The sequence below is a fragment of the Exiguobacterium sp. s43 genome (assembly GCF_018617255.1).
Classification (GTDB): Bacteria; Bacillota; Bacilli; order Exiguobacteriales; family Exiguobacteriaceae; genus Exiguobacterium; species Exiguobacterium profundum.
The window spans coordinates 1,241,602-1,260,439 of record NZ_JACSJT010000001.1 but is presented as its reverse complement, the minus strand read 5'-3'; the positions used below and the strand labels follow the sequence as shown (position 1 = coordinate 1,260,439).

Here is an 18,838-nt window from a genome sequence, read left to right as displayed (position 1 = left end):
GCCGAGGGGCGCCTTTCACTCATCTAAATCAGGGAAATAGGAGAAAAACGTTTCCGCCCCTGCACTGCTCAGTTTGAACGTTTGGTTTCGTGTTTCATCCGTCACATAGACATCTACTTTTTTAGACCGTTTCTGGAAGCTTAACTGAAATTCTTGCCCTTTCCATCCATCTATGATGGTGAGAAGGGGATAGTCCCCCACTTCTCCAGCTCGATCCACCGGTTCTGCCTCCTTAAATGCGTTCATCAAATCAGACATGTCGATGCCAGCCGCACGCAATGTATCCGGATAATTCAATGTGGCCTCCGCATCTAACGGTTTTTTATGGAGAAAGAAAAACGGACCTCGCGGAACGGAAGGATTTGCAATGAGTCCTGCTTCAGTGGATTCTTTAATGGAATCTTTCGTGGCAAACTCGCCCTTCGTGTACGTCAAGCTGACTTCTTCTTTCACACGCTTCCCATTTTTTATGTATGAGAATATGTAAAGAGGTGTCTTAACCCCCGGCTCTAATGTATCCGTCTGGAGGACCCGTTCGACTTGTAATCCTTCGAACTGGATGGGGACATGTGCGCCGTCTTTCTCATCCCATACAAGGAAAGGTTGAATAGATGTCGTACCGTTCGTAGTTTCGAAGTAAAAGTGAGCGGCTTTCAATTTGTCATTATATCCGAGTGCAATCTTTGCGGTTCCCATTTGCGCATTATATGGTTCAATGGTCGAGATGGGAAAGATTCCTTCCTGTTCACCTACTGTTAACGCAATCGCGCCATTCAAAGGAGAGGTCAAATGAATCATCGTGTCTTCGAACAGGTTGATGGGCATCCCAAGGTACTCGGATGGGTCACTCTGTTCTGCGACGTGTTCTTCCTCTTTCGTACCCGCTTTCATCTTCGGGACGCTCGGGACTTTGATACCCGCTGATAAATCGAGGAAGTCCGGTAGTTCATCAATCTTCCCTAATTTCATGTTGGAATAGTCTCCATCATAGCAAATGGTGTAGTTTTCTTTTCCTTTCAAGAAAGTCACCAATTTATATGAGCTCGGATCATAATCTGATATCATGACTTTCCGATTCACCGCATATGAATTGAAAACCGTTACATCCCCCTCGATCTGAGTGAGCGGTTCACCCGTACAAGCGCCGAGAATTGCAGTCGACCACGTCTCCGACTCGGCATCCATCTGATTCGAATACAAATCGCCCACGTTCCATTGCTCAGGCATATAGTCCAACTTTACGACATCCATCTGTTCTCCAGCACAACCCGACAAAATCCCGACTGTGCTTAACATCAATAGCATTCGTTTCATCATGACTCTTTCACCTCCGGAAATAGATCCAAGAACCGTTCCGCTCCTTTGCTTGATAATTTGAATGTTTGATCGCGGAGCGGGTCCGTCAGATAGACATCGATTTTTTTGAATCGTTCCTTGAAACTTAACTGAAATTCTTGAGCACCCCAACCATCGATGATCGTGAGACGCGAATAGTCAGTCACATCTCCAGCACGTTTGACAGGTATTGCGTCATCAATCGCATTCATCAGATCTGATATGTCGTTCTCTTCAGCCATTAGCACGTTTGGGTACTGAATATCGAGCGCACCGTTTAATGGCTTCTCATGAACATAAACGAATGGACCATTTGAATGGCTAGCGTTTTGAACAGGATCATGTGTCGAAAATTCACCATTCAAATAAGTTAAACTGATCTCCTCATTCACACGTTTCCCATCTTCAATGAAGGAGAACGTGTAGAGAGGCGTCTTGACACCAGGTTTAAGAATGTCTTCCCGAAGTACCTGTTCTACTTGTAGCCCTTCGAATTGAATCGGCATGTGTTTATGTTCTTTTTCATTCCACACGACTAAAGGAAGTATGGTCGTCAATCCATCTTCTTTCTCATAATAAAAATACGCTTCTTTCGATTGTTCGTCATACCCAAGCGCGATTCCTACTTCTTCCGATTGGGCACTAAATGGCTCTAAATGTGAAATGGGGAACAGTCCTTGTTGATCTCCAATCGTTAAATCGATTTGGCCATATAATGAGGGTGTCACATGAATCATCGTCCCTTCGAGGAGACGGATGGGAGCAGGATAGAAATGACCTTCGTCTTTCTGTTCCATTTCTTTCAATTCTTCATGTGTACCCGAGCGAATCGTTGACGTACTCAAGATGTCGGTCCCTTCTTCCGTATGAACAAAGTGAGGAAATTCATCTATCTCTTCCGCCCTTATCTGTTCAGATGCACTGTCATAGCAAACGGCGTATGGTCGATTTCCTTCCATATACATCACGTTTTTATGTGCATCATCGAACTTTCGATTCAATTCATACGAATGATAGACGGTGACGTCTTCTTCGATTCGTGAAATTGCTTTACCAGAACACGCATCGAGTAAATCGGCCGTCCACATCACCGACTTGGCATCCATATGACCTGATTGAAGATCTTTCACATTCCAGTGTTCCGGGAGGTAGTCTATCTTTACGACATCCATCTGTTCATCATCACAACCTGTCATCAAACCAATACAGCAAATGAGTAAAAGAATTCGCTTCATAATGTTTCCCTTAGGCGCGGAAATATGTCTAAGAACGCTTCCGCTCCTTCGCTCGATAATTTAAATGTTTGATCGCGGAGCGGGTCCGTTAAATAGATATCAACTTTTTTCGAACGCTTTTGATAGCTGATTTCGAATACTTGACCCTTCCAACCGTCTGATAAAGTCAAATATCGATATTCTGAATCTTCTCCGTGACGATCGACGGGGTCTGCCTGATTGATGATGTCGAACAATTCTTTCGCTTCCTCTTTAGTGGCCTCACTATATTCTGCGAATTCCATCGCCCCTCCATCGTATGGGTGGCGATGGACGATGACCCTTGGCCCGGCTTCTTCAACAGGCAACCAATCTTCAAACATCGGGTCCGGTTCTTCACCGTCTTTTAGCAATGTCCCAGGAACGAAGCGAATCGTCATCGTTTCGGACACACGTTTCCCGTTTTTCAAATACGAAAAAGTATAGAACTGATGCTCCTCTCCTTCGTTCAGTTCGCGAACTGTAGCGACTGTCTTGATTTCCAGCTCGGAATAGACCGTATTCTCTTTTGACTCAGGGGCATCTAACTCACCAAACTCGATCGGGTGAGGCATAAAAAATTGACCGTCGAACGAGTAGAGAATATATGGACGAAACGTCTTGTTATCATATCCGATGGCAATCTGTTGATTCGGCATCTCAAATCCTCGCGGCTCGAACTGCGCAATCGGATAACGAATCACCTTGCCATCAAGTTTCATTTCAAGTTCGCCGTAGAGCGCCGGTTCGATTTCTAATAACGTATGCGGGAACGGGGTGATGGAATTCCCGTCGATGTCCAATCCTTCTGCTTCCACCAACTTATCTTGTAGTGCGGAAGATGTCTGATGAATACGAGGGAGTTGTGGAAGTCGAATTCCGTCACTTGTATTCACAAAGTCTGGAAACGAGTCAATCGCTTCCGCCATCAGTTGATTGGTGTAGCTTTCACGACATACGGCATACCGTTCGTCACCTTCTAAGTACGTCACGACTTTCATCGTATATGGGGTCATTGCTGAAACAGGCTCGGTTCTCCCTGCAATCGCCGTTTGATATACCGTAATGTCACCCTTTAATTCGGTTGCACGCTCCCCTTCGCATGCAGCCAATACTTCTTTTGACTCATGAACTTTAATCATCTCTCCTTCTTTTGAATAGCTTTCCACGTTCCATTGATCCTCTATGTAATCTAGTTGAATGACTTCTATATTAGATGCCCCACAAGCGCTTAAAAATGAAGCACTAAGTAACATCATGATTCCTCTTTTGTACAAAATATCCCCTCCTATAATCTCATCATCCAATTTTACCATTATCTAACTATCCTATACGAAAAAAATCCGCTCACGTTTCATGAGCGGATGGTAGAACAATCATTTACTTTGGTCGATGGCACGTTGCAATCGGGACTCGACGTCTAACGCGACGGCTTGTAACGATTCGTCATCGATGAGGCGAATTAATTCAGTCGGTCTCGGCATACCAATTTGGGTATGGTCTTCTTTTTCGAACACCGCGATTTTGCATGGAAGGAAGTAGCCTCCTTCTAATTGTTGCGACAGCACTTCTTTTGCCGCCTTCGGATTGCATACTTCTAAGATACGATACTTCCCATCAATCCTCTGTCCCTTTTTCTCGAGCGTCTCACTCAAATCAAAGTCCCAGAGCACCCCGAATGATTCTTCTTTCAATGCTTCTCCGAGACGAATGACAACATCATCCACGGTACGGTCAGATTGTACGGTATAGTCAAACATCTTCATTCCTCCTTATGTGGTTACTCATGAAATCTGTACCCGAACGAAGTCATGCTCAATCAAAAAGAAACTGTATGTGATTTGAAACATAATCACGCACTCGAACGTATAAAAGGAGATAATAGTTAGAACCAAACTGATGTAAAGGAGAAGTGGTTGTCGTGACGGTCACGGTATTCACGCATACAAGCTGCAGTTCTTCCAGAAAAACGATTGATTGGTTACGGGAACAAAAAATTCCCTTCATCGAAAAGAAATTGACAGACCAAGGTTTATCCTTCGGAGAATTCAAAGAGATGTTGAGCCTGACGGAAAATGGGACGACCGATTTGTTGTCGGTCCAAAAGAGTGTCTATAAACAAGCGGCAGAGAAACTTGACGAGATGTCGATTCGTGAGCTATATAGCTTCGTCGCCTCGAATCCTCAAATCCTGAAAAGTCCGATCGTCTTCGATCATCATCGCATCCAGGTCGGTTTCAGTGAGAAAGAGATTCGGACGTTCATCCCGAGACATGACCGCATCGCCGAACTGAAACGTCTGCTCCATAACGCATAAATCGTGTCGCTTTCGCGACACGATTCTTTTTATGCCTTTTTCAATTTTGCCGCCAGTCGATTCCCGAAGGATTGGATGGATTGAACGAGGAGGATGAGGACGAAAATGGTCACGTACATGACTTCCGGTTCGAAACGGAGATGTCCGTATTGATAGGCGATATCACCTAGCCCACCTGCTCCGACGAGTCCGGCCATGGCCGTCGCTCCAATCAACCCAATCGTCGCAATCGTCAATCCGAGAACGATGGAAGACCGAGCTTCTCGAATGAGGACGTACCAGATGATTTTTCTCGTCGAGATTCCCATTGCCTCATACGCCTCGATGACCCCGCGGTCGACTTCGAGTAGTGCAGACTCCATGAGTCGAGCGATATACGGAGCGGTGAAGACGATCAAGGGGAGCAAGACGCCCTGCACGCCGATTGTCGTCCCCATGATGAACCGCGTGAACGGTAAGATGAAGAACAACAGAATGATGAACGGGATGGAACGGATGACGTTGATAACGCTCGATAAGCCACCATAGACGAATCGGTTTGCGAGTCTGCCATTCGGTCTCGTCAAAACGAGCAACGTCCCGAGCGGCAATCCGATCAAGGTCGAGATCAAAAGCGCGATGCTCGTCATCGTCAACGTTTGAACCGTTCCTGTCCAGATTAAGTCACCCCAGTCTGTCCAAAACTGTTGCATGGTTTGACACCTCCCTCACATGTACGCCGCTCGTCTTCAAATAACGGACGGCGAGTTCCGTTTGATCATGATCCCCGTCAAGATGGACGAGCAAGTTTCCGACAAGCCCCGCCTTTAACTTCTTGATTCCGCCTCCGATGATGTTCGGTAGGATGCCGAACCGCTTGGTCAATTGTGCCAGGACTGCTTGTTCTGTCTGACTGCCGATGAACGACAAGTGGACGAGCGTTCCCCGAGTCTGGAGTTCCGAGACGACTTCTTCCGGCACGTCGAGGTTTGTCTTAAGAAACTTCTGGGTCGTCTCGTGTGACGGATTGGAGAAGACGTCTAGTACGTGTCCTTGTTCAACGATTTGGCCACGATCGATGACGGCGACCCGGTCACAGATTCGTTCGATGACTTCCATCTCATGTGTGATCAAGAAAATCGTCAATCCGAGCTCGCGATTGATTTCGAGCAGTAACTCTAAAATCGACTCGGTCGTCTCAGGGTCGAGTGCACTTGTCGCTTCATCACTGAGGAGAATATCAGGCTCGTGGGCGAGCGCTCGCGCAATGGCGACACGTTGTTTCTGTCCACCCGACAATTGTTCAGGGTAATGGTTCCGATGTTCGCTCAGTCCGACGATTTGGAGATAGCGGTCGACCCGTTCACGGATGACCTGCTTCCCCAGACCTTCGAGACGAAGCGGGATGGCGACATTCTCTTCGACGGTCGCAGTCTTCAGCAAGTTGTAGTGCTGAAAGATCATACCGATTCGCTGGCGTAACGTCGACAACCCTTTCTTTTTGAGGAGCGTGATATCTTGTCCCTCAATCTCGACAACCCCTGATGTCGGACGCTCCAAAAGATTGATCATCCGGATGAGCGTACTCTTACCGGCACCACTTCGTCCGATGATTCCGAAAATTTCTCCTCTCTCAATCGTGAGGGAGACATCATCGAGTGCCGTGATTGTGTCTCCGTTGACCTTGAACTCCTTGGTGATTTGTTTCAGTTCAATCATAAGACCCCTCCTTAAAACGCCGGCACGACCGAACCATTGAATTCTTCTTCGATGAAGGCACGTACTTCCTCTGAATGATAGTAAGACTCGAGCGTCTTCACGACTTCATCTTCTTTATTGGCTGAACGGACGACGACATAGTTCGGATACGGGTTATCGACCGTATCTTCATGGAAGAGGGCATCTTCATTAATGGATAGACCCGCTCCCATCGCGAAGTTCGTGTTGATAGCTGCGAGTGCCACTTCCGGGAGTTGCGTCGGCAGTTGGGATGCTTCGAGTTCAATAAATTCGAGGTTGAGCGGATTCTCAGCAATGTCGCGCTTCGTTGCTTTATCCGTCAATCCTTCTTTTAATGTGATGAGCCCAGCCGTTTCATATAGTCGTAACGCACGGAGCTCATTCGCCGGGTCGTTCGGGACGGCCACTTTATCGCCTTCCTTTAAGTCCTTGATATCCGTCAATTTCTCTGAATAGAGCCCCATCGGGAAAGCGACCGTCTTGAAGACGTCGTCAATCTTATACCCCTTGTCCGCTTTTTGCAGTTCGAGGAACGAGAGCGTCTGATAGCTGTTCACGTCGAGACTCCCTTCATCGAGAGCCGTGTTCGGCGTGTTGTAATCGTTGAATACTTTGATGTCGATTTCAAGCCCATCTTCTTTTGCGAGCTCCTGTACTTTCTCGGCGATCTGTTCGTGTGGTCCACCAGTGACGCCGATCGTCAGCTCTTTCGTGCTGAGCGTCTCGCTCGCCTCGGATTGTCCGCACGCTGAGAGTGCGATGGCCGCAAGGATAGATGTACCTGCCAAAATGGTTTTTTGTTTGATGTTCATGAATGATTCCTCCTCCAAATGAAAAGCCCGCTACTCAAAAAGAGCGGCGGGCACGACACGTGAAAGTCGGACACGCTCATCTCCCAGACGTCTCGTCTGTTGGAATTAGCACCATGATCATTTCTGATCTGGTTGCCGGGTTTCATCGGGCCAGTCCCTCCACCACTCTTGATAAGCAATCGGTTCTATTATTTTGTTATTATATTACTGATAAAAGAATTATTTGTAAACTGTTTCTTGAAGATTTCTTAAAATTTCTTTTAATTGCTCGGTATCTTCGACCTTGTGAATGCCTTGAATCGTCATTTCTTCGACGACATAATCGACCAACTCATCGATTTGGTCAAAGCGAATCCCAAGTTGTTCAAGTGACGTCGGAGCGGCGATCGCTTGTAGCCAATTCTCAAGGATTGAGGCGTCTTCGGATGAAGCCAATCGTTCTTGAACGATCAGCCCGAAGCCTACCTTGTCCCCGTGCAACCAATGATGCGTCGAATCAAAACGACTGAGTGCGTTATGCACCGCATGGGCGACGGCGACTCGGGTGCCGGCGTCACCGAATCCACCAACGGCACCACCGATGGCGAGGACATGATCGACGATAGATCGGATGTCCGTGCCATAATGGCGAAAATCATCTTCACGAATGGACAAATCCATCAACGCTCCGCATTGCGCCGCAAGTGAGAGCCCCGACTGAATCCCTGCGTCCCTTGATGTTGTTCCGCTAATATATCGAGCCTCGAACCACTTTGCGACCGTATCGATGACACCAGCCTTAAAATAGTCGTAAGGTGAATCACGTAACAGTCGTTCATCCGCGATGACGCGCTCGATGACGACGGGGAACGTATCATATCGTAAATATGTACCGTCTTCTCCATAGATCACGCTGAGCGGGGTGAAGGCGGCACAGTTTGACACAAGTGTCGGAATGACGATGAGCGGGACCGACTGGGTAAATGCAATCCGCTTCGCCGTATCAATCAATTTACCGCCACCGACAGCAATCCAGACGTCAGGTCGATGCGCTTTTAGTCGTTCGACTTCTTCGTCTGAACATTCCCCCTTGAATCGTACGCTCGGAATTTCTGCTAGACGAGGAGACACGCGAATCGCTTCACCGTATCCGTTAAATCCTTTCAAAACGAGTGCCTCCCGATTCCCAATCAGTGAGTAAAGTTGATCGAGCGCATCGTTCGAATGGTCGTATTCCAGCACCGCTTGTCGAATCATTGATGGACCTCCTCATAGGCTGCAAACAGTCTCTCAATCCGTTCTACCGCTTCATCAATCTTCTGTTCAGACGACACGAGACCAAAGCGGATGTGGTGCTCCCCCTCCGTTCCAAAAAAGTAGCCCGGTGTGACGGCGACGCCCGCCTCATGTAGTAACTTCGTCGAGAATGATTTTGCATCGCCTTCAGGCACTCTCGCCCATACGAAGAAAGAACCTTTTGGTGCCTCAATCTCCCACCCTGCCCGGCGTAACCCATCAATCAATCGGTTTCGTCTTGTTTCGTAAAGCGAGGCTAGGTCGTCACGTATGTCACGCGGGGATTCTAACGCCACGATGGCTGCCTCTTGAATGGCAGAGAACACAGAGACGTGGACATGATCTTGGTACGTATTGATCGCCTCGATGATATCTGCATTTCCGACTGCGAACGCGACACGCCATCCCGACATGTTGAACGCCTTCGACATCGTATACACCTCAATCCCGATTTCTTTTGCCCCGTCTGCTTGGAGAAAACTTGGCGGGACATGCCCATCAAAGCCAATACTTCCATAGGCGAAATCGTGTACGACCATCAGATCATGGTTTGTGGCGAATTTAACCGTCTCCTCAAAGAAGGCTGGCGTCGCGACAGCGCCGGTCGGATTGCTCGGGTAGTTCAAATACATGAGTCGTGCATGAAGCGGATCGAGCGTGGTGTAATCCGGGAGATAGCCGTGCTCTTCCTTCAACGTCAAATCGATGATGTCCGCTCCGGCGAGACGCGCTCCCGAGATATAATCGGGATAGCCAGGGTTCGGGAGCAAGATGCCTTCACCCGGCTCAAGAAGACACTGAGGCAACGTGATGAGACCCGATTTGCTGCCAATCAAAATCGCCACTTCTCGCGCCGGGTCAAGGTCGACTCCGTATTCACGTTGATAGAATGCGGCCACAGCTTCTTTTAGTCGAGCCTGTCCCCGGAATGGTCCGTATTGATGGGTCGTCGGGTCGGTCAATGCTCGTTCCAGTGCCTCACAGATCGGAGCTGGTGTCGGTAAGTCGGGTGTGCCTTGTCCGAGTCGGATGACAGTCTTGCCACTCGCCTCGACTGCCGCGACTTCTTCTGCTAATCCGACAAAGTGTTGTGTCGGTAACGATTTTAATAACTTGGAACGTCTGTCTGCCATGATGGGTCCTCCTAATACGAAAAAACACCCCTTTCTGAGGAAAGGGGTGCTCGATACAGACGTATGTAGTCAACCACCTTTCCATCTCTCAAGGTCACCTTGCTGGAATTAGCACAGTATTTTGCAATCTGTTGCTGAAGCTTCATCGGGCCAGTCCCTCCGCTTCTCTTGATAGAAAGTGTCATTCGCTATGTAATTTTTGTATGTCCCTAAGTTAACCAGACATTCCCAACGGTGTCAAACATTTTTTTCAAAGAGAACATCTATTGAATCCTTTTCAAAAAACATTCATAGTAAAAGAGTAGAAAAATTATATTTGTATGAGGGGATAGAGCATTGGAGCTTAATCGTCAACTTATTTGGAAACTGAGTGTAATCGGACTGATCTTGCTCGTCTTATGGCGTGTCATCAGTGAACCGGATACCATCTCACGTGTCTTACAATACACGTTTCAGTTACTGACCCCTATCATCATGGGGATTGCCATCGCCTTGTTACTCAACACCGTACTCTCTTATATTGAAGAACGGTTCCACTTGAAGCGGTATCAAGGACTACTCATCGTCTATATCACGTTCATCGGCATCTTGGCGATTTCGGTCGTCACGTTGTTCCCGCGGATTTACTCGAGTCTGTCATCACTCATCAATGAGTTACCGGTTTATATCCGTCAAATCGACGTGTTTTTAGGTGAAGTGAACAATTACTTGAAAGACTATAACGCGACGATCGCCCAAGCGATTGATTTTGCGCACTTCGAGGATCGTTACTCTGGATGGGTCGAGACGGCCGTCCTCTCTTCCGTTAGTTATGTCTCTAGTTTTACAATGACATTGATCAACTTCTTGATTGGGATTGTCATCTCCATCTATTTGTTAAAGGACAAAGAAGTCTTCGCTCGTATGTTCAAGCGTCTTCTCTATGCGCTATTACCCGTCGGCACTGCGAAGACGACAATCGATATCTTTCAAGAGATGGATTATATCTTTAAGCGATATATCATTGGGAAGTCGCTCGACTGTCTGATTATTGGAGTGCTAGCAGTCATCGGACTCTTGATCATCGGGGCCCCATATGCCCTACTTCTCGGAGTCATCGTCGGCGTCTTAAACTTCATCCCCTACGTCGGACCGCTACTCGGGATGATCCCAGCGTTTATCATCACCTATTTCTATGATCCGTTCACCGCCGTATTGGTACTCTTGTTCATCTTCTTGTTACAGCAGTTTGACGGATTGTGGCTCGGACCGAAGATTCTCGGAGATAGTGTCGGCATCACACCATTTTGGGTCATCACATCGATTATCATCGGAGGAAGCCTGTTCGGCCTCATCGGGATGTTCGTGAGCGTGCCGATCACGGCCATGATTCAAGTCGTCTTGTCTCGCCTCATCGATTATCGACTGAACCGAAAAAATCTAAACGAATTACTTTGATTCACCTCATAAATTTGTTGACACATTGAGGAAATGTGTCATACAGTTGAGGAGAAGAACACAATTAACAGAAAGGAGAGGTTCCCATGTCAGTAGTATCTTCGACACCATTCACTCAAGTTCATACTGATTGGCAGGCACCTCTTCGATTGATTCATATCTAAGACGCCTGCCTATCGAGGCATGCATAAACAACGTGGGACGTCGTATGCCTTCATGCATATGACGTCCCTTTTGTGTCTAAAATTAAATAAAGCAGGTGACCTGTATGTTTCAATCACTCAAGCGGCTCGACCGCAACATTTGGATTCGTTTTTTAGGGGAAACGATTACGGGAATTATGATGTTCATGATTGCCCCATTCCTTGTTCTCTACTATAGTGACCAGTTAGATAGCTACCTTCAAGTCGGAATCATCATGGCGACTGGCCCAATCATGGCGCTCCTCGGTTCGATGATCGGAGGACGTCTAGCAGACCTGTATGGTCGAAAACCAATCATGATGATCGCAATCATTGGGGACGCACTTGCCCTCATCGGATTTGCGTTCGCCGACTCGTTCTGGCCGCTTCTTTTATTGAACGCGATGCTCGGACTGACGAACTCGCTCTTCCACCCTGCCGCAAGCGCGATGGTCGCCGATGTCACGGAGCCAGAGCATATGAACGAAGCGTTCGGACTTTTACGGATGGGACATAACATCGGCGCTGCATTCGGTCCACTTCTTGGTAGTGCGGTGCTGTTCATCGACCGCGAGCTCATCTTCTTTGCGGCGGCATTCGTCTTTGGACTATATGCGATTGCGCTCGGCACGTTCATACATGAGTCGTTGCCCGAGTTTACGGAAGATGAGACTCCAAGCAACCGGGAAGTGTTGCGCGTCTTTTATAACGATCGCGTGTTTCTCGTCTTCATCTTTGCGGGTATATTCATATCAATGGGATTCTCCGTCGTCGAGAGCATGCTACCACTCTTTTTAAAAGAATCGCTCCCGACGTATACCGCACAACAGAACCCATTTCCGTATCTGTTAGCACTGAATGGAATCATGGTAGTTCTTTTCCAGTTCCCGATTGCTTCAAAACTCGGGAACAAGCCGTTCGGTAAGGTCATGTTAGCAGGAGCGACCGTATTTGGTATCGGTATGATCTTGCTTGCGATTGTGCCTAGAGCCTTGTTCGCACTCGATACCCCTTACGTGCCACTCGTCGGGATCTTACTCGCCGTATATGCGTTTTATACGTTAGGTGAGATGATCATGTCCCCTGTTCAGCAGACATTCATCGCCTTGATCGCACCGGAGAATATGCGTGGTGCCTATAACGGTGCAGCGAGTATCCAATGGCTGATCGGCGGTGTCACGGCACCAATCATCGCAAGTGTCTTTTTTGACAATCGTGCCGGACACATCGCTTTGATCCTCATCGGTGGAGCGAGTTGTTTATCAGGCATCATCTATTGGCAGCTCGGACGTCATGTCCAAGCAACGGAAGCAAAGCAAAAGACGGCTTAACCGCTCATTGACCACACTCTCTGATTTCGGAAGTGTGGTCTTTTCATTCTTTTCATCTTTATTAAAATTTGAAATTATCATTCAATTCACTTTACAATCATAATAATCCTTTTTATGATAAAACGGTTAAGGAGGGATCTTTCATGGAAAGGATCGATAAACAGACAATCGTGGACAGTGTTCCACAAAAAGGCTTCTTCGGACAACCGAAAGGGTTGTTCACTTTATTCTTCACTGAGTTTTGGGAACGTTTCTCGTACTATGGCATGCGGGCCATCCTCGTATTCTATATGTACTATGAAGTCTCTGAGGGAGGACTCGGTCTAGACCGAAACGTCGCACTCTCAATCATGTCCGTCTATGGCGCGCTTGTTTATATGTCTGGGGTCATTGGGGGATGGCTTGCAGACCGGATTTTCGGGACGTCTCGCGCGGTCTTCTACGGTGGTGTGTTCATCATGCTCGGACACATCGTCCTCTCGATTCCAGGTAGCGTCGTCTTCTTGTTCATCTCGATGGCGTTGATCGTCATTGGTACCGGATTATTGAAACCAAACGTATCAAGTATCGTCGGAGACATGTACAGCGAGACGGATCGCCGTCGTGACGCTGGATTCAGTATCTTCTACATGGGTATCAACTTAGGGGCATTCATTTCACCACTCATCGTCGGTCAAGTGCAAAAAGACTATGGATTCCACTGGGGCTTTGCGCTCGCGGCAATCGGGATGTTCGTTGGACTCGTCGTCTTCGTATTGACACGAAAAACGAACCTCGGCTTAGCTGGTTCGTATGTACCGAATCCGTTGACGCCTGATGAGAAAAAGAAAACGGTAAAAATCGTCAGCATTGTCACCATCGGAATTGCCATTTTGCTTGCAATTTTGATTCCACTAGGATGGTTCACGATCAATACGTTCATCTCACTTGTCGGGGTGTTCGGTATTGCGATCCCGACGATTTACTTCATCATCATGTATCGCAGCCCGAAAACGACTGAGGTCGAGCGCTCGCGAATCATCGCCTACATTCCGCTCTTCATCGCCTCCGTCATGTTCTGGGCGATCCAAGAGCAGGGTGCAACGATTTTGGCGAGCTATGCTGATACACGGACTGACTTAGAGTTCTTTGGATTCACGTTGTCACCAGCATGGTTCCAATCACTGAACCCACTGTTCATCATCTTACTGGCGCCGGTCTTCGCTTGGTTATGGGTCCGACTTGGTGACCGCGAACCGAGCATTCCGACGAAGTTTGCTTTCGGGATCTTATTTGCCGGAATCAGTTTCTTGGTCATCCTGCTCCCAGCATACTTCAGTGGTCCGGATGCCCTCGTCAGCCCACTCTGGCTCGTCTTAAGTTATTTCATCGTCGTTCTCGGAGAACTAAGTTTGTCACCGGTCGGGTTGTCGGCTACGACTAAACTCGCACCAGCTGCCTTCTCCGCTCAAACGATGTCGCTCTGGTTCTTATCGAACGCTGCGGCGCAAGGGATCAACGCACAGCTGGTCAAGTTCTACACACCTGAGAACGAGATGCTCTACTTCGGCGTGATTGGTGGCGTCGCCATCATCTTAAGCTTGATTCTGTTCGCACTTGCACCGAAAATCAAAGTGTATATGCGTGGTATCCATTAATCATCTAAAACGCCAGCCGATTGAATCGGCTGGCGTCATTTTTATTTTCGCACTTGAATGAGCGACAAGTAGCGATCGATCATATTGTGGTTAAAGTAGTCATGGAAGTTGTCTTGTTTCAGTGACTGAATCGATTCATGGAATGTCGCAGGCAGTGATGCGATTCCTTGGCTCTCGATTTGCTTCGCTGAATACTCGAACAAGTCGTCCTCGTTTGGAGAAGACGGAACGAGCTGTTGCTCGATTCCTTCAAGTCCGGCATAAATGAGCGCGGCAAGTGCCAAATATGGGTTCGCACTCGGATCAGGGTTTCGGACCTCTACACGAGTCGCACTTCCACGGGAAGCCGGAATTCGAATCATCGAACTGCGGTTCGATGGGCTCCAGCATATATTGACAGGTGCCTCGAATCCAGGAACGAGACGCTCGTATGATTCAGGTAGTGGATTCGTGAAGATTGCCGTGGCACGGGCATGCTTCAAAATCCCTTCGATGAAATGACGTGCCGTTTTCGACAATCCGTAATCCGCATCGACTTCGTCGAACGCGTTGGTCGTCGGATTTCCAGACTCATCATTCTTCCAGACAGAGATGTTCAAGTGCATCCCAGAACCGTTCACATCACGCAACGGTTTCGGCAAGAATGAGACGGATGCCCCTTTCTCCTTCGCCGCAATCTTGACGATTTCTTTGAAGAACTGAATGTTATCCGCTGTATGGAGTGCGTCATCATACTTGATGCCGATTTCATGTTGCGCAGGGGCGACCTCATGGTGCACTGCCTCAATGTTGAACCCGACACCGCTGAGACGATTCGCGATGTGCTGTCGCACTTCATATCCTTTATCCTCTGAACGTGTCGAGAAATATCCGGCCTCGTCATAAAATTCCCCGTTCTCGTCAAAAATGAAGAATTCTGGCTCTGCCCCGACGAATACCGAGTAGCCATCACGTGCTGCACGTTCGAGTGCATCCTTCAATACATTACGTGGGTCGTATTCATATCGCTCTCCCTCCGGAGTACATACATCACAGAAGAATGCCAAAATATTTTCCTCGCCGTCTTGCTCATACCGTGGACGATCTAAATCCGGTCTCAAGAATAAGTCTGAGTTTTTGATGGAAGAGAACCCGTTGATTGAAGAACCGTCAAACATCGTTTTTCCCTCAAAGACTTCAGGCAACAATTTTGCCGAAAGCGTCAAGAGTTTTAAATCACCGAGAACATCTGAGAAATATAGATGGATTTGGGTGATGTTTTTCTCTTGTACCGTTTTCTCAATATCTTGTTGCTTCTTTTTTGCGTCATCCTTGTCTGTTCCGAATAGATTTGCCATGATTCGTTAAAACCTCACTTCAATGGATTTGACAGGCAAGCTGTCTTTACGCACCGTTCGTACGCTTCTCTATAGTTCATAACCGAGTTCGATTTTTTCTAAACATGGAATTTCAGGAAAGGCAAAGTGGCTACATGCGACAAGAGTTGATATGATGGGTAAAGAATGTCACAGAGAGGGAGAACGCGATTGTATATTTTTATGACTGGTGGAACCGGATTTTTAGGAGGGCGACTCGCCAAAGAATTGATTCAACGGGGGCATCGCGTCTGTATGTTGGCGCGAACACCGGATAAGGTACAGGCACAATTCACCGCTGAAGAACAAAAGTCGATTGAAGTGTTACCAGGCGACTTGACGTCACATGCGCTCGGGGCCAATGAAGAGTTCATCGAGACACATAAAGGGAAAATTGATTTATTTCTACACATGGCTGCACTCGTCAAATTCGATGAAGAATTACGTGATGAATTGTTCGAGACCAATTTAACCGGAACGAAAGAGGCCCTTCGATTAACTAAGTTAATTGACTGCCATCGCTTTTTCCATGTGAGTACGGCTTACACGCTCGGCGCTAAAGAAGTTGGCGGGGAAACACTGTACGATGTGTCTCAGTCTTTTTTAAATCCTTATGAAGAGAGCAAGGCATACGCCGAGCAGGCGGTCTGGGAGTCACGGGATGAGCTTGACGTCTCAATCTTCCGACCGGCCATCATCGTCGGAGACTCGAAGACGGGAGAGGCAGACTCGAAGTTTACGATGTATGGATACATGCGCGCGCTCGAGCTATTCAAACGGAAACTGGAACGTCGTGGCCATGACTTCGAATCGATTCGATTGATCGGCTCTGCGACGGGTACTTCTAACCTTGTCCCTGTGGATTATGTAGCGGATGTACTACTCGCTGCCATCGAGCACGCGAAGGCGGGTACAATCTATAACGTGACGAACGACGCACCTCCAAAAAATGAAACAATGCTCGACTATATGAAAGAGTCCCTAGCATTCCCGCATTTAACGATCACGGAAACGCCAACATCGACACTAAGCTCAGTCGAACAGTCGTTCAATGATATGGTAAAAGTATTTAATCCTTATTTGAATCGGGACATTAGATTCCGTGACGACAACACGAAACAATTGCTTCAGGATGCCGGATTCGCTCCGCTCCGTCTCAATCATCAATCGTTACGTCGCATCGTGAATGCCTATTACAAAGCAAAATAAAAAATGGACCGATTTTTCCGGTCCATTTTTTATTTATCGCAAACAAGTACGATTTTACCGCCTTTGATTTCACGTTCGAGTGAATCTACCATCTCTTTTGTGAGTCCAAGACTCTCCATCTGTTCCATGCGATCTTCTGAATTGCTCGTGAATTTGGAAAGCAACGACTCGAACATCCCTTTCTCTGGGATTCGGTATGGTTGTACACCGGCCTCTGCTGCCAATCGAACGGTCAATTCTTCATCTTTGGCGAACAAATAGATATGCTCGTTCACACATCCGCCTGACACCATCTCATTTACTTCATGGTCCACCGTCGTCATATCATTCACTACTCTTGTCTCTAACATGCCCCATCCTCCTAAACGTTCACAGTCATGGTTTTCACTGTTTTTGTTATTCCCGAAAAATGAGGTGATAAACATGCAATCAATCTATTTCTTCGTTCGTGATCCATTCTTCGATGTCGAAATGTTGCACGATTCCCTCGATTCGATTGTGCTCTCCTTCCCTTTGAGTCCTACCCTCTAATCGAGCGGTCACTACGAACTGGGAATCGACAGTGCGGATACGAGATATGCGATATCCAGCTTGTTGTAACAATCCGGCGATAATCTCGATTTTTTCTATCTCACCTGAACGGAATGTATGCATCCATCACACCTCTTTCTATTTCACTCCTTATATATGCTATCATATCGTTTCTGACATGTGATGCTATACTATGGATAGAGAAAAGGAGTGAGTTCTGTGCCAAAACAAGACTTAAATACAATCATGCTTGAATATTTGAATGAGAAAGAAGACTATGAAGCGTTTGCCACAAAGCTGAAAGCGCTCCTCAGTGAATTGTTGACAGAAGCCGGCATCCAGTTCCATTCAATCGTCGCCCGTGCCAAAGAAGCGGACAGTCTATATGCCAAACTCTCACGCAAGCCTTATCAATATCGTTCCTTACGTGACGTACAAGACTTGGCCGGGATACGGATCGTGACATACTTTCATGACGACGTACGCGCCGTTGCGCAAATTTTAGAAGATGAATTCACCATCGACCGTGAACAGTCCATCGATAAGTCGACGTTGCTCGACTCCAATGAGTTCGGATATCTGTCTGTCCATTATGTCGTGGAATTAAGTGAAAAGCGACTTGCTCTCGGTGAATATCGCCGTTTTGCAGAAAAAGAGGCGGAAATTCAAGTCCGCTCGATCCTACAACACGCCTGGGCCGAGATTGAACACGACCTCGGATACAAAAATCCGAATGCCGTTCCTCCTGAAATCAAAAGAAGTTTCAGCCGGGTCGCTGGTCTATTGGAGATTGCCGACTCCGAGTTCGTGAACATTCGAAAACAGTTGCGAACATTCGAACAAGAAACAGTCGAACAAATTCTTGACTCTCCTGAAAAAGTGGCCATTACCCGAGATAATCTCAACTATTATATTGCGAATGATCAAACTGTCGAGAAACTAGACAACGCGATCTTCCAGAGCGAATGGCTACTCGAGACGGATCTCTCTGCCATCGTCGAGTTGACGAGAATGTTCCATTACGCCGATATCCGTACGTTCAAAGATTTGAATGACACACTTTCGACTTACTATACTCAAGCCGTCCAATGCGCAACCTTGTTGCCATCTTCTCTGTTACCGAGACAAGGCATGGGTGTCGTCTATGCCGTTCTCGCTAAACTGTTAGCGGAAGGCGACGATCCGCAGATTGAATTTTTCTTTAGACGGTTCTATCCTGACTTGAAACATTATGAAGACATCATTCAGCAAATTCGAGCAAAAGACGAGCCCCTATAACTTTACAGACAACATGTTTTTAATGTAGAATGTT

General features: G+C 47.3%; 18 protein-coding genes and 2 riboswitches. Of the genes, 6 read left to right on the top strand and 12 right to left on the bottom strand.

Features of this window, described 5'->3' with window-relative positions; all coding sequences use genetic code 11:
- Window positions 1–15: 15 nt before the first annotated feature.
- The 4 genes from KNO79_RS06475 to KNO79_RS06460 form a co-directional block, all read right to left on the bottom strand.
- Window positions 16–1,317, bottom strand: a complete 1,302-nt coding sequence (locus tag KNO79_RS06475) for a hypothetical protein (RefSeq protein ID WP_214690883.1) — start codon at window positions 1,315–1,317, stop codon at window positions 16–18.
- The gene (locus KNO79_RS06470) at window positions 1,314–2,570 is read right to left on the bottom strand and encodes a hypothetical protein (RefSeq protein WP_214690882.1); all 1,257 of its coding nucleotides are present in this window, start codon (window positions 2,568–2,570) and stop codon (window positions 1,314–1,316) included. The genes KNO79_RS06475 and KNO79_RS06470 overlap by 4 nt, the downstream gene beginning before the upstream one ends.
- Entirely contained in the window at window positions 2,567–3,865 is a 1,299-nt protein-coding gene (locus KNO79_RS06465) for a hypothetical protein (protein ID WP_214690881.1), read from the bottom strand. Before KNO79_RS06465 ends, KNO79_RS06470 begins: the two co-directional genes overlap by 4 nt.
- Before the next feature lie 99 nt (window positions 3,866–3,964).
- A complete protein-coding gene (locus KNO79_RS06460; protein ID WP_214690880.1) occupies window positions 3,965–4,348 on the bottom strand; it encodes a DUF302 domain-containing protein in 384 nt (127 codons plus the stop codon).
- A gap of 161 nt (window positions 4,349–4,509) precedes the next feature.
- Here KNO79_RS06460 and KNO79_RS06455 point away from each other — a divergent pair, with 161 nt between their 5' ends.
- The gene (locus tag KNO79_RS06455) at window positions 4,510–4,905 is read left to right on the top strand and encodes a Spx/MgsR family RNA polymerase-binding regulatory protein (protein WP_012726343.1); all 396 of its coding nucleotides are present in this window, start codon (window positions 4,510–4,512) and stop codon (window positions 4,903–4,905) included.
- Between the two features lie 29 nt (window positions 4,906–4,934).
- On the opposite strand, the gene KNO79_RS06450 is transcribed toward KNO79_RS06455, so the two are convergent.
- From KNO79_RS06450 to KNO79_RS06430, 5 genes are all read right to left on the bottom strand, one after another.
- Window positions 4,935–5,597, bottom strand: coding sequence for a methionine ABC transporter permease (locus tag KNO79_RS06450; RefSeq protein WP_012726344.1), 663 nt, complete (start codon window positions 5,595–5,597; stop codon window positions 4,935–4,937).
- The gene (locus KNO79_RS06445) at window positions 5,569–6,603 is read right to left on the bottom strand and encodes a methionine ABC transporter ATP-binding protein (protein WP_012726345.1); all 1,035 of its coding nucleotides are present in this window, start codon (window positions 6,601–6,603) and stop codon (window positions 5,569–5,571) included. Before KNO79_RS06445 ends, KNO79_RS06450 begins: the two co-directional genes overlap by 29 nt.
- Window positions 6,604–6,614: 11 nt before the next feature.
- Window positions 6,615–7,436: a MetQ/NlpA family ABC transporter substrate-binding protein gene (locus tag KNO79_RS06440; RefSeq protein WP_047795298.1), complete on the bottom strand. Its 822-nt coding sequence runs from the start codon at window positions 7,434–7,436 to the stop codon at window positions 6,615–6,617.
- Between the two features lie 73 nt (window positions 7,437–7,509).
- Window positions 7,510–7,614: riboswitch (SAM riboswitch) on the bottom strand.
- A gap of 41 nt (window positions 7,615–7,655) precedes the next feature.
- Entirely contained in the window at window positions 7,656–8,672 is a 1,017-nt protein-coding gene (locus KNO79_RS06435; RefSeq protein WP_214690879.1) for an iron-containing alcohol dehydrogenase, read from the bottom strand.
- Window positions 8,669–9,844 (bottom strand): aminotransferase class I/II-fold pyridoxal phosphate-dependent enzyme, encoded by a 1,176-nt coding sequence (locus KNO79_RS06430; RefSeq protein WP_211782801.1) that lies wholly within the window; start codon window positions 9,842–9,844, stop codon window positions 8,669–8,671. Before KNO79_RS06430 ends, KNO79_RS06435 begins: the two co-directional genes overlap by 4 nt.
- 78 nt (window positions 9,845–9,922) lie before the next feature.
- Window positions 9,923–10,022: riboswitch (SAM riboswitch) on the bottom strand.
- Between the two features lie 158 nt (window positions 10,023–10,180).
- On the opposite strand from KNO79_RS06430, the gene KNO79_RS06425 reads away from it, so the two are divergent.
- From KNO79_RS06425 to KNO79_RS06415, 3 genes are all read left to right on the top strand, one after another.
- Complete coding sequence (locus KNO79_RS06425; protein WP_214690878.1) at window positions 10,181–11,281, top strand: AI-2E family transporter; 1,101 nt, start codon at window positions 10,181–10,183, stop codon at window positions 11,279–11,281.
- Between the two features lie 268 nt (window positions 11,282–11,549).
- Window positions 11,550–12,794, top strand: coding sequence for an MDR family MFS transporter (locus KNO79_RS06420; protein WP_031423648.1), 1,245 nt, complete (start codon window positions 11,550–11,552; stop codon window positions 12,792–12,794).
- Window positions 12,795–12,937: 143 nt separating this feature from the next.
- Window positions 12,938–14,431, top strand: coding sequence for a peptide MFS transporter (locus KNO79_RS06415; RefSeq protein WP_214690877.1), 1,494 nt, complete (start codon window positions 12,938–12,940; stop codon window positions 14,429–14,431).
- Between the two features lie 41 nt (window positions 14,432–14,472).
- On the opposite strand, the gene KNO79_RS06410 is transcribed toward KNO79_RS06415, so the two are convergent.
- Window positions 14,473–15,768 carry a glutamine synthetase family protein gene (locus KNO79_RS06410; RefSeq protein WP_047795294.1) on the bottom strand — a complete coding sequence of 432 codons (1,296 nt, stop codon included), beginning with the start codon at window positions 15,766–15,768 and terminating at the stop codon, window positions 14,473–14,475.
- 189 nt (window positions 15,769–15,957) lie between these two features.
- Between KNO79_RS06410 and KNO79_RS06405 the strand changes: the two genes are divergently transcribed.
- Window positions 15,958–16,995: an SDR family oxidoreductase gene (locus KNO79_RS06405; RefSeq protein WP_214690876.1), complete on the top strand. Its 1,038-nt coding sequence runs from the start codon at window positions 15,958–15,960 to the stop codon at window positions 16,993–16,995.
- Window positions 16,996–17,024: 29 nt separating this feature from the next.
- On the opposite strand, the gene KNO79_RS06400 is transcribed toward KNO79_RS06405, so the two are convergent.
- A complete protein-coding gene (locus KNO79_RS06400; RefSeq protein ID WP_031423645.1) occupies window positions 17,025–17,345 on the bottom strand; it encodes a YflT domain-containing protein in 321 nt (106 codons plus the stop codon).
- Window positions 17,346–17,424: 79 nt separating this feature from the next.
- A complete protein-coding gene (locus KNO79_RS06395) occupies window positions 17,425–17,649 on the bottom strand; it encodes a hypothetical protein (protein ID WP_214690875.1) in 225 nt (74 codons plus the stop codon).
- A gap of 96 nt (window positions 17,650–17,745) precedes the next feature.
- On the opposite strand from KNO79_RS06395, the gene KNO79_RS06390 reads away from it, so the two are divergent.
- Complete coding sequence (locus tag KNO79_RS06390) at window positions 17,746–18,804, top strand: GTP pyrophosphokinase (RefSeq protein ID WP_240499823.1); 1,059 nt, start codon at window positions 17,746–17,748, stop codon at window positions 18,802–18,804.
- Window positions 18,805–18,838 lie beyond the last annotated feature (34 nt).

What these genes read in the sequence shown, in the direction of transcription:
- KNO79_RS06475 (WP_214690883.1), bottom strand. Translation starts at nt 1,317, where the DNA reads ATGATGAAACGAATGCTATTGATGTTAAGCACAGTCGGGATTTTGTCG.
- KNO79_RS06470 (WP_214690882.1), bottom strand. Translation starts at nt 2,570, where the DNA reads ATGAAGCGAATTCTTTTACTCATTTGCTGTATTGGTTTGATGACAGGT.
- KNO79_RS06460 (WP_214690880.1), bottom strand. Translation starts at nt 4,348, where the DNA reads ATGTTTGACTATACCGTACAATCTGACCGTACCGTGGATGATGTTGTC.
- KNO79_RS06450 (WP_012726344.1), bottom strand. Translation starts at nt 5,597, where the DNA reads ATGCAACAGTTTTGGACAGACTGGGGTGACTTAATCTGGACAGGAACG.
- KNO79_RS06445 (WP_012726345.1), bottom strand. Translation starts at nt 6,603, where the DNA reads ATGATTGAACTGAAACAAATCACCAAGGAGTTCAAGGTCAACGGAGAC.
- KNO79_RS06440 (WP_047795298.1), bottom strand. Translation starts at nt 7,436, where the DNA reads ATGAACATCAAACAAAAAACCATTTTGGCAGGTACATCTATCCTTGCG.
- KNO79_RS06435 (WP_214690879.1), bottom strand. Translation starts at nt 8,672, where the DNA reads ATGATTCGACAAGCGGTGCTGGAATACGACCATTCGAACGATGCGCTC.
- KNO79_RS06430 (WP_211782801.1), bottom strand. Translation starts at nt 9,844, where the DNA reads ATGGCAGACAGACGTTCCAAGTTATTAAAATCGTTACCGACACAACAC.
- KNO79_RS06420 (WP_031423648.1), top strand. Translation starts at nt 11,550, where the DNA reads ATGTTTCAATCACTCAAGCGGCTCGACCGCAACATTTGGATTCGTTTT.
- KNO79_RS06415 (WP_214690877.1), top strand. Translation starts at nt 12,938, where the DNA reads ATGGAAAGGATCGATAAACAGACAATCGTGGACAGTGTTCCACAAAAA.
- KNO79_RS06410 (WP_047795294.1), bottom strand. Translation starts at nt 15,768, where the DNA reads ATGGCAAATCTATTCGGAACAGACAAGGATGACGCAAAAAAGAAGCAA.
- KNO79_RS06400 (WP_031423645.1), bottom strand. Translation starts at nt 17,345, where the DNA reads ATGTTAGAGACAAGAGTAGTGAATGATATGACGACGGTGGACCATGAA.
- KNO79_RS06395 (WP_214690875.1), bottom strand. Translation starts at nt 17,649, where the DNA reads ATGCATACATTCCGTTCAGGTGAGATAGAAAAAATCGAGATTATCGCC.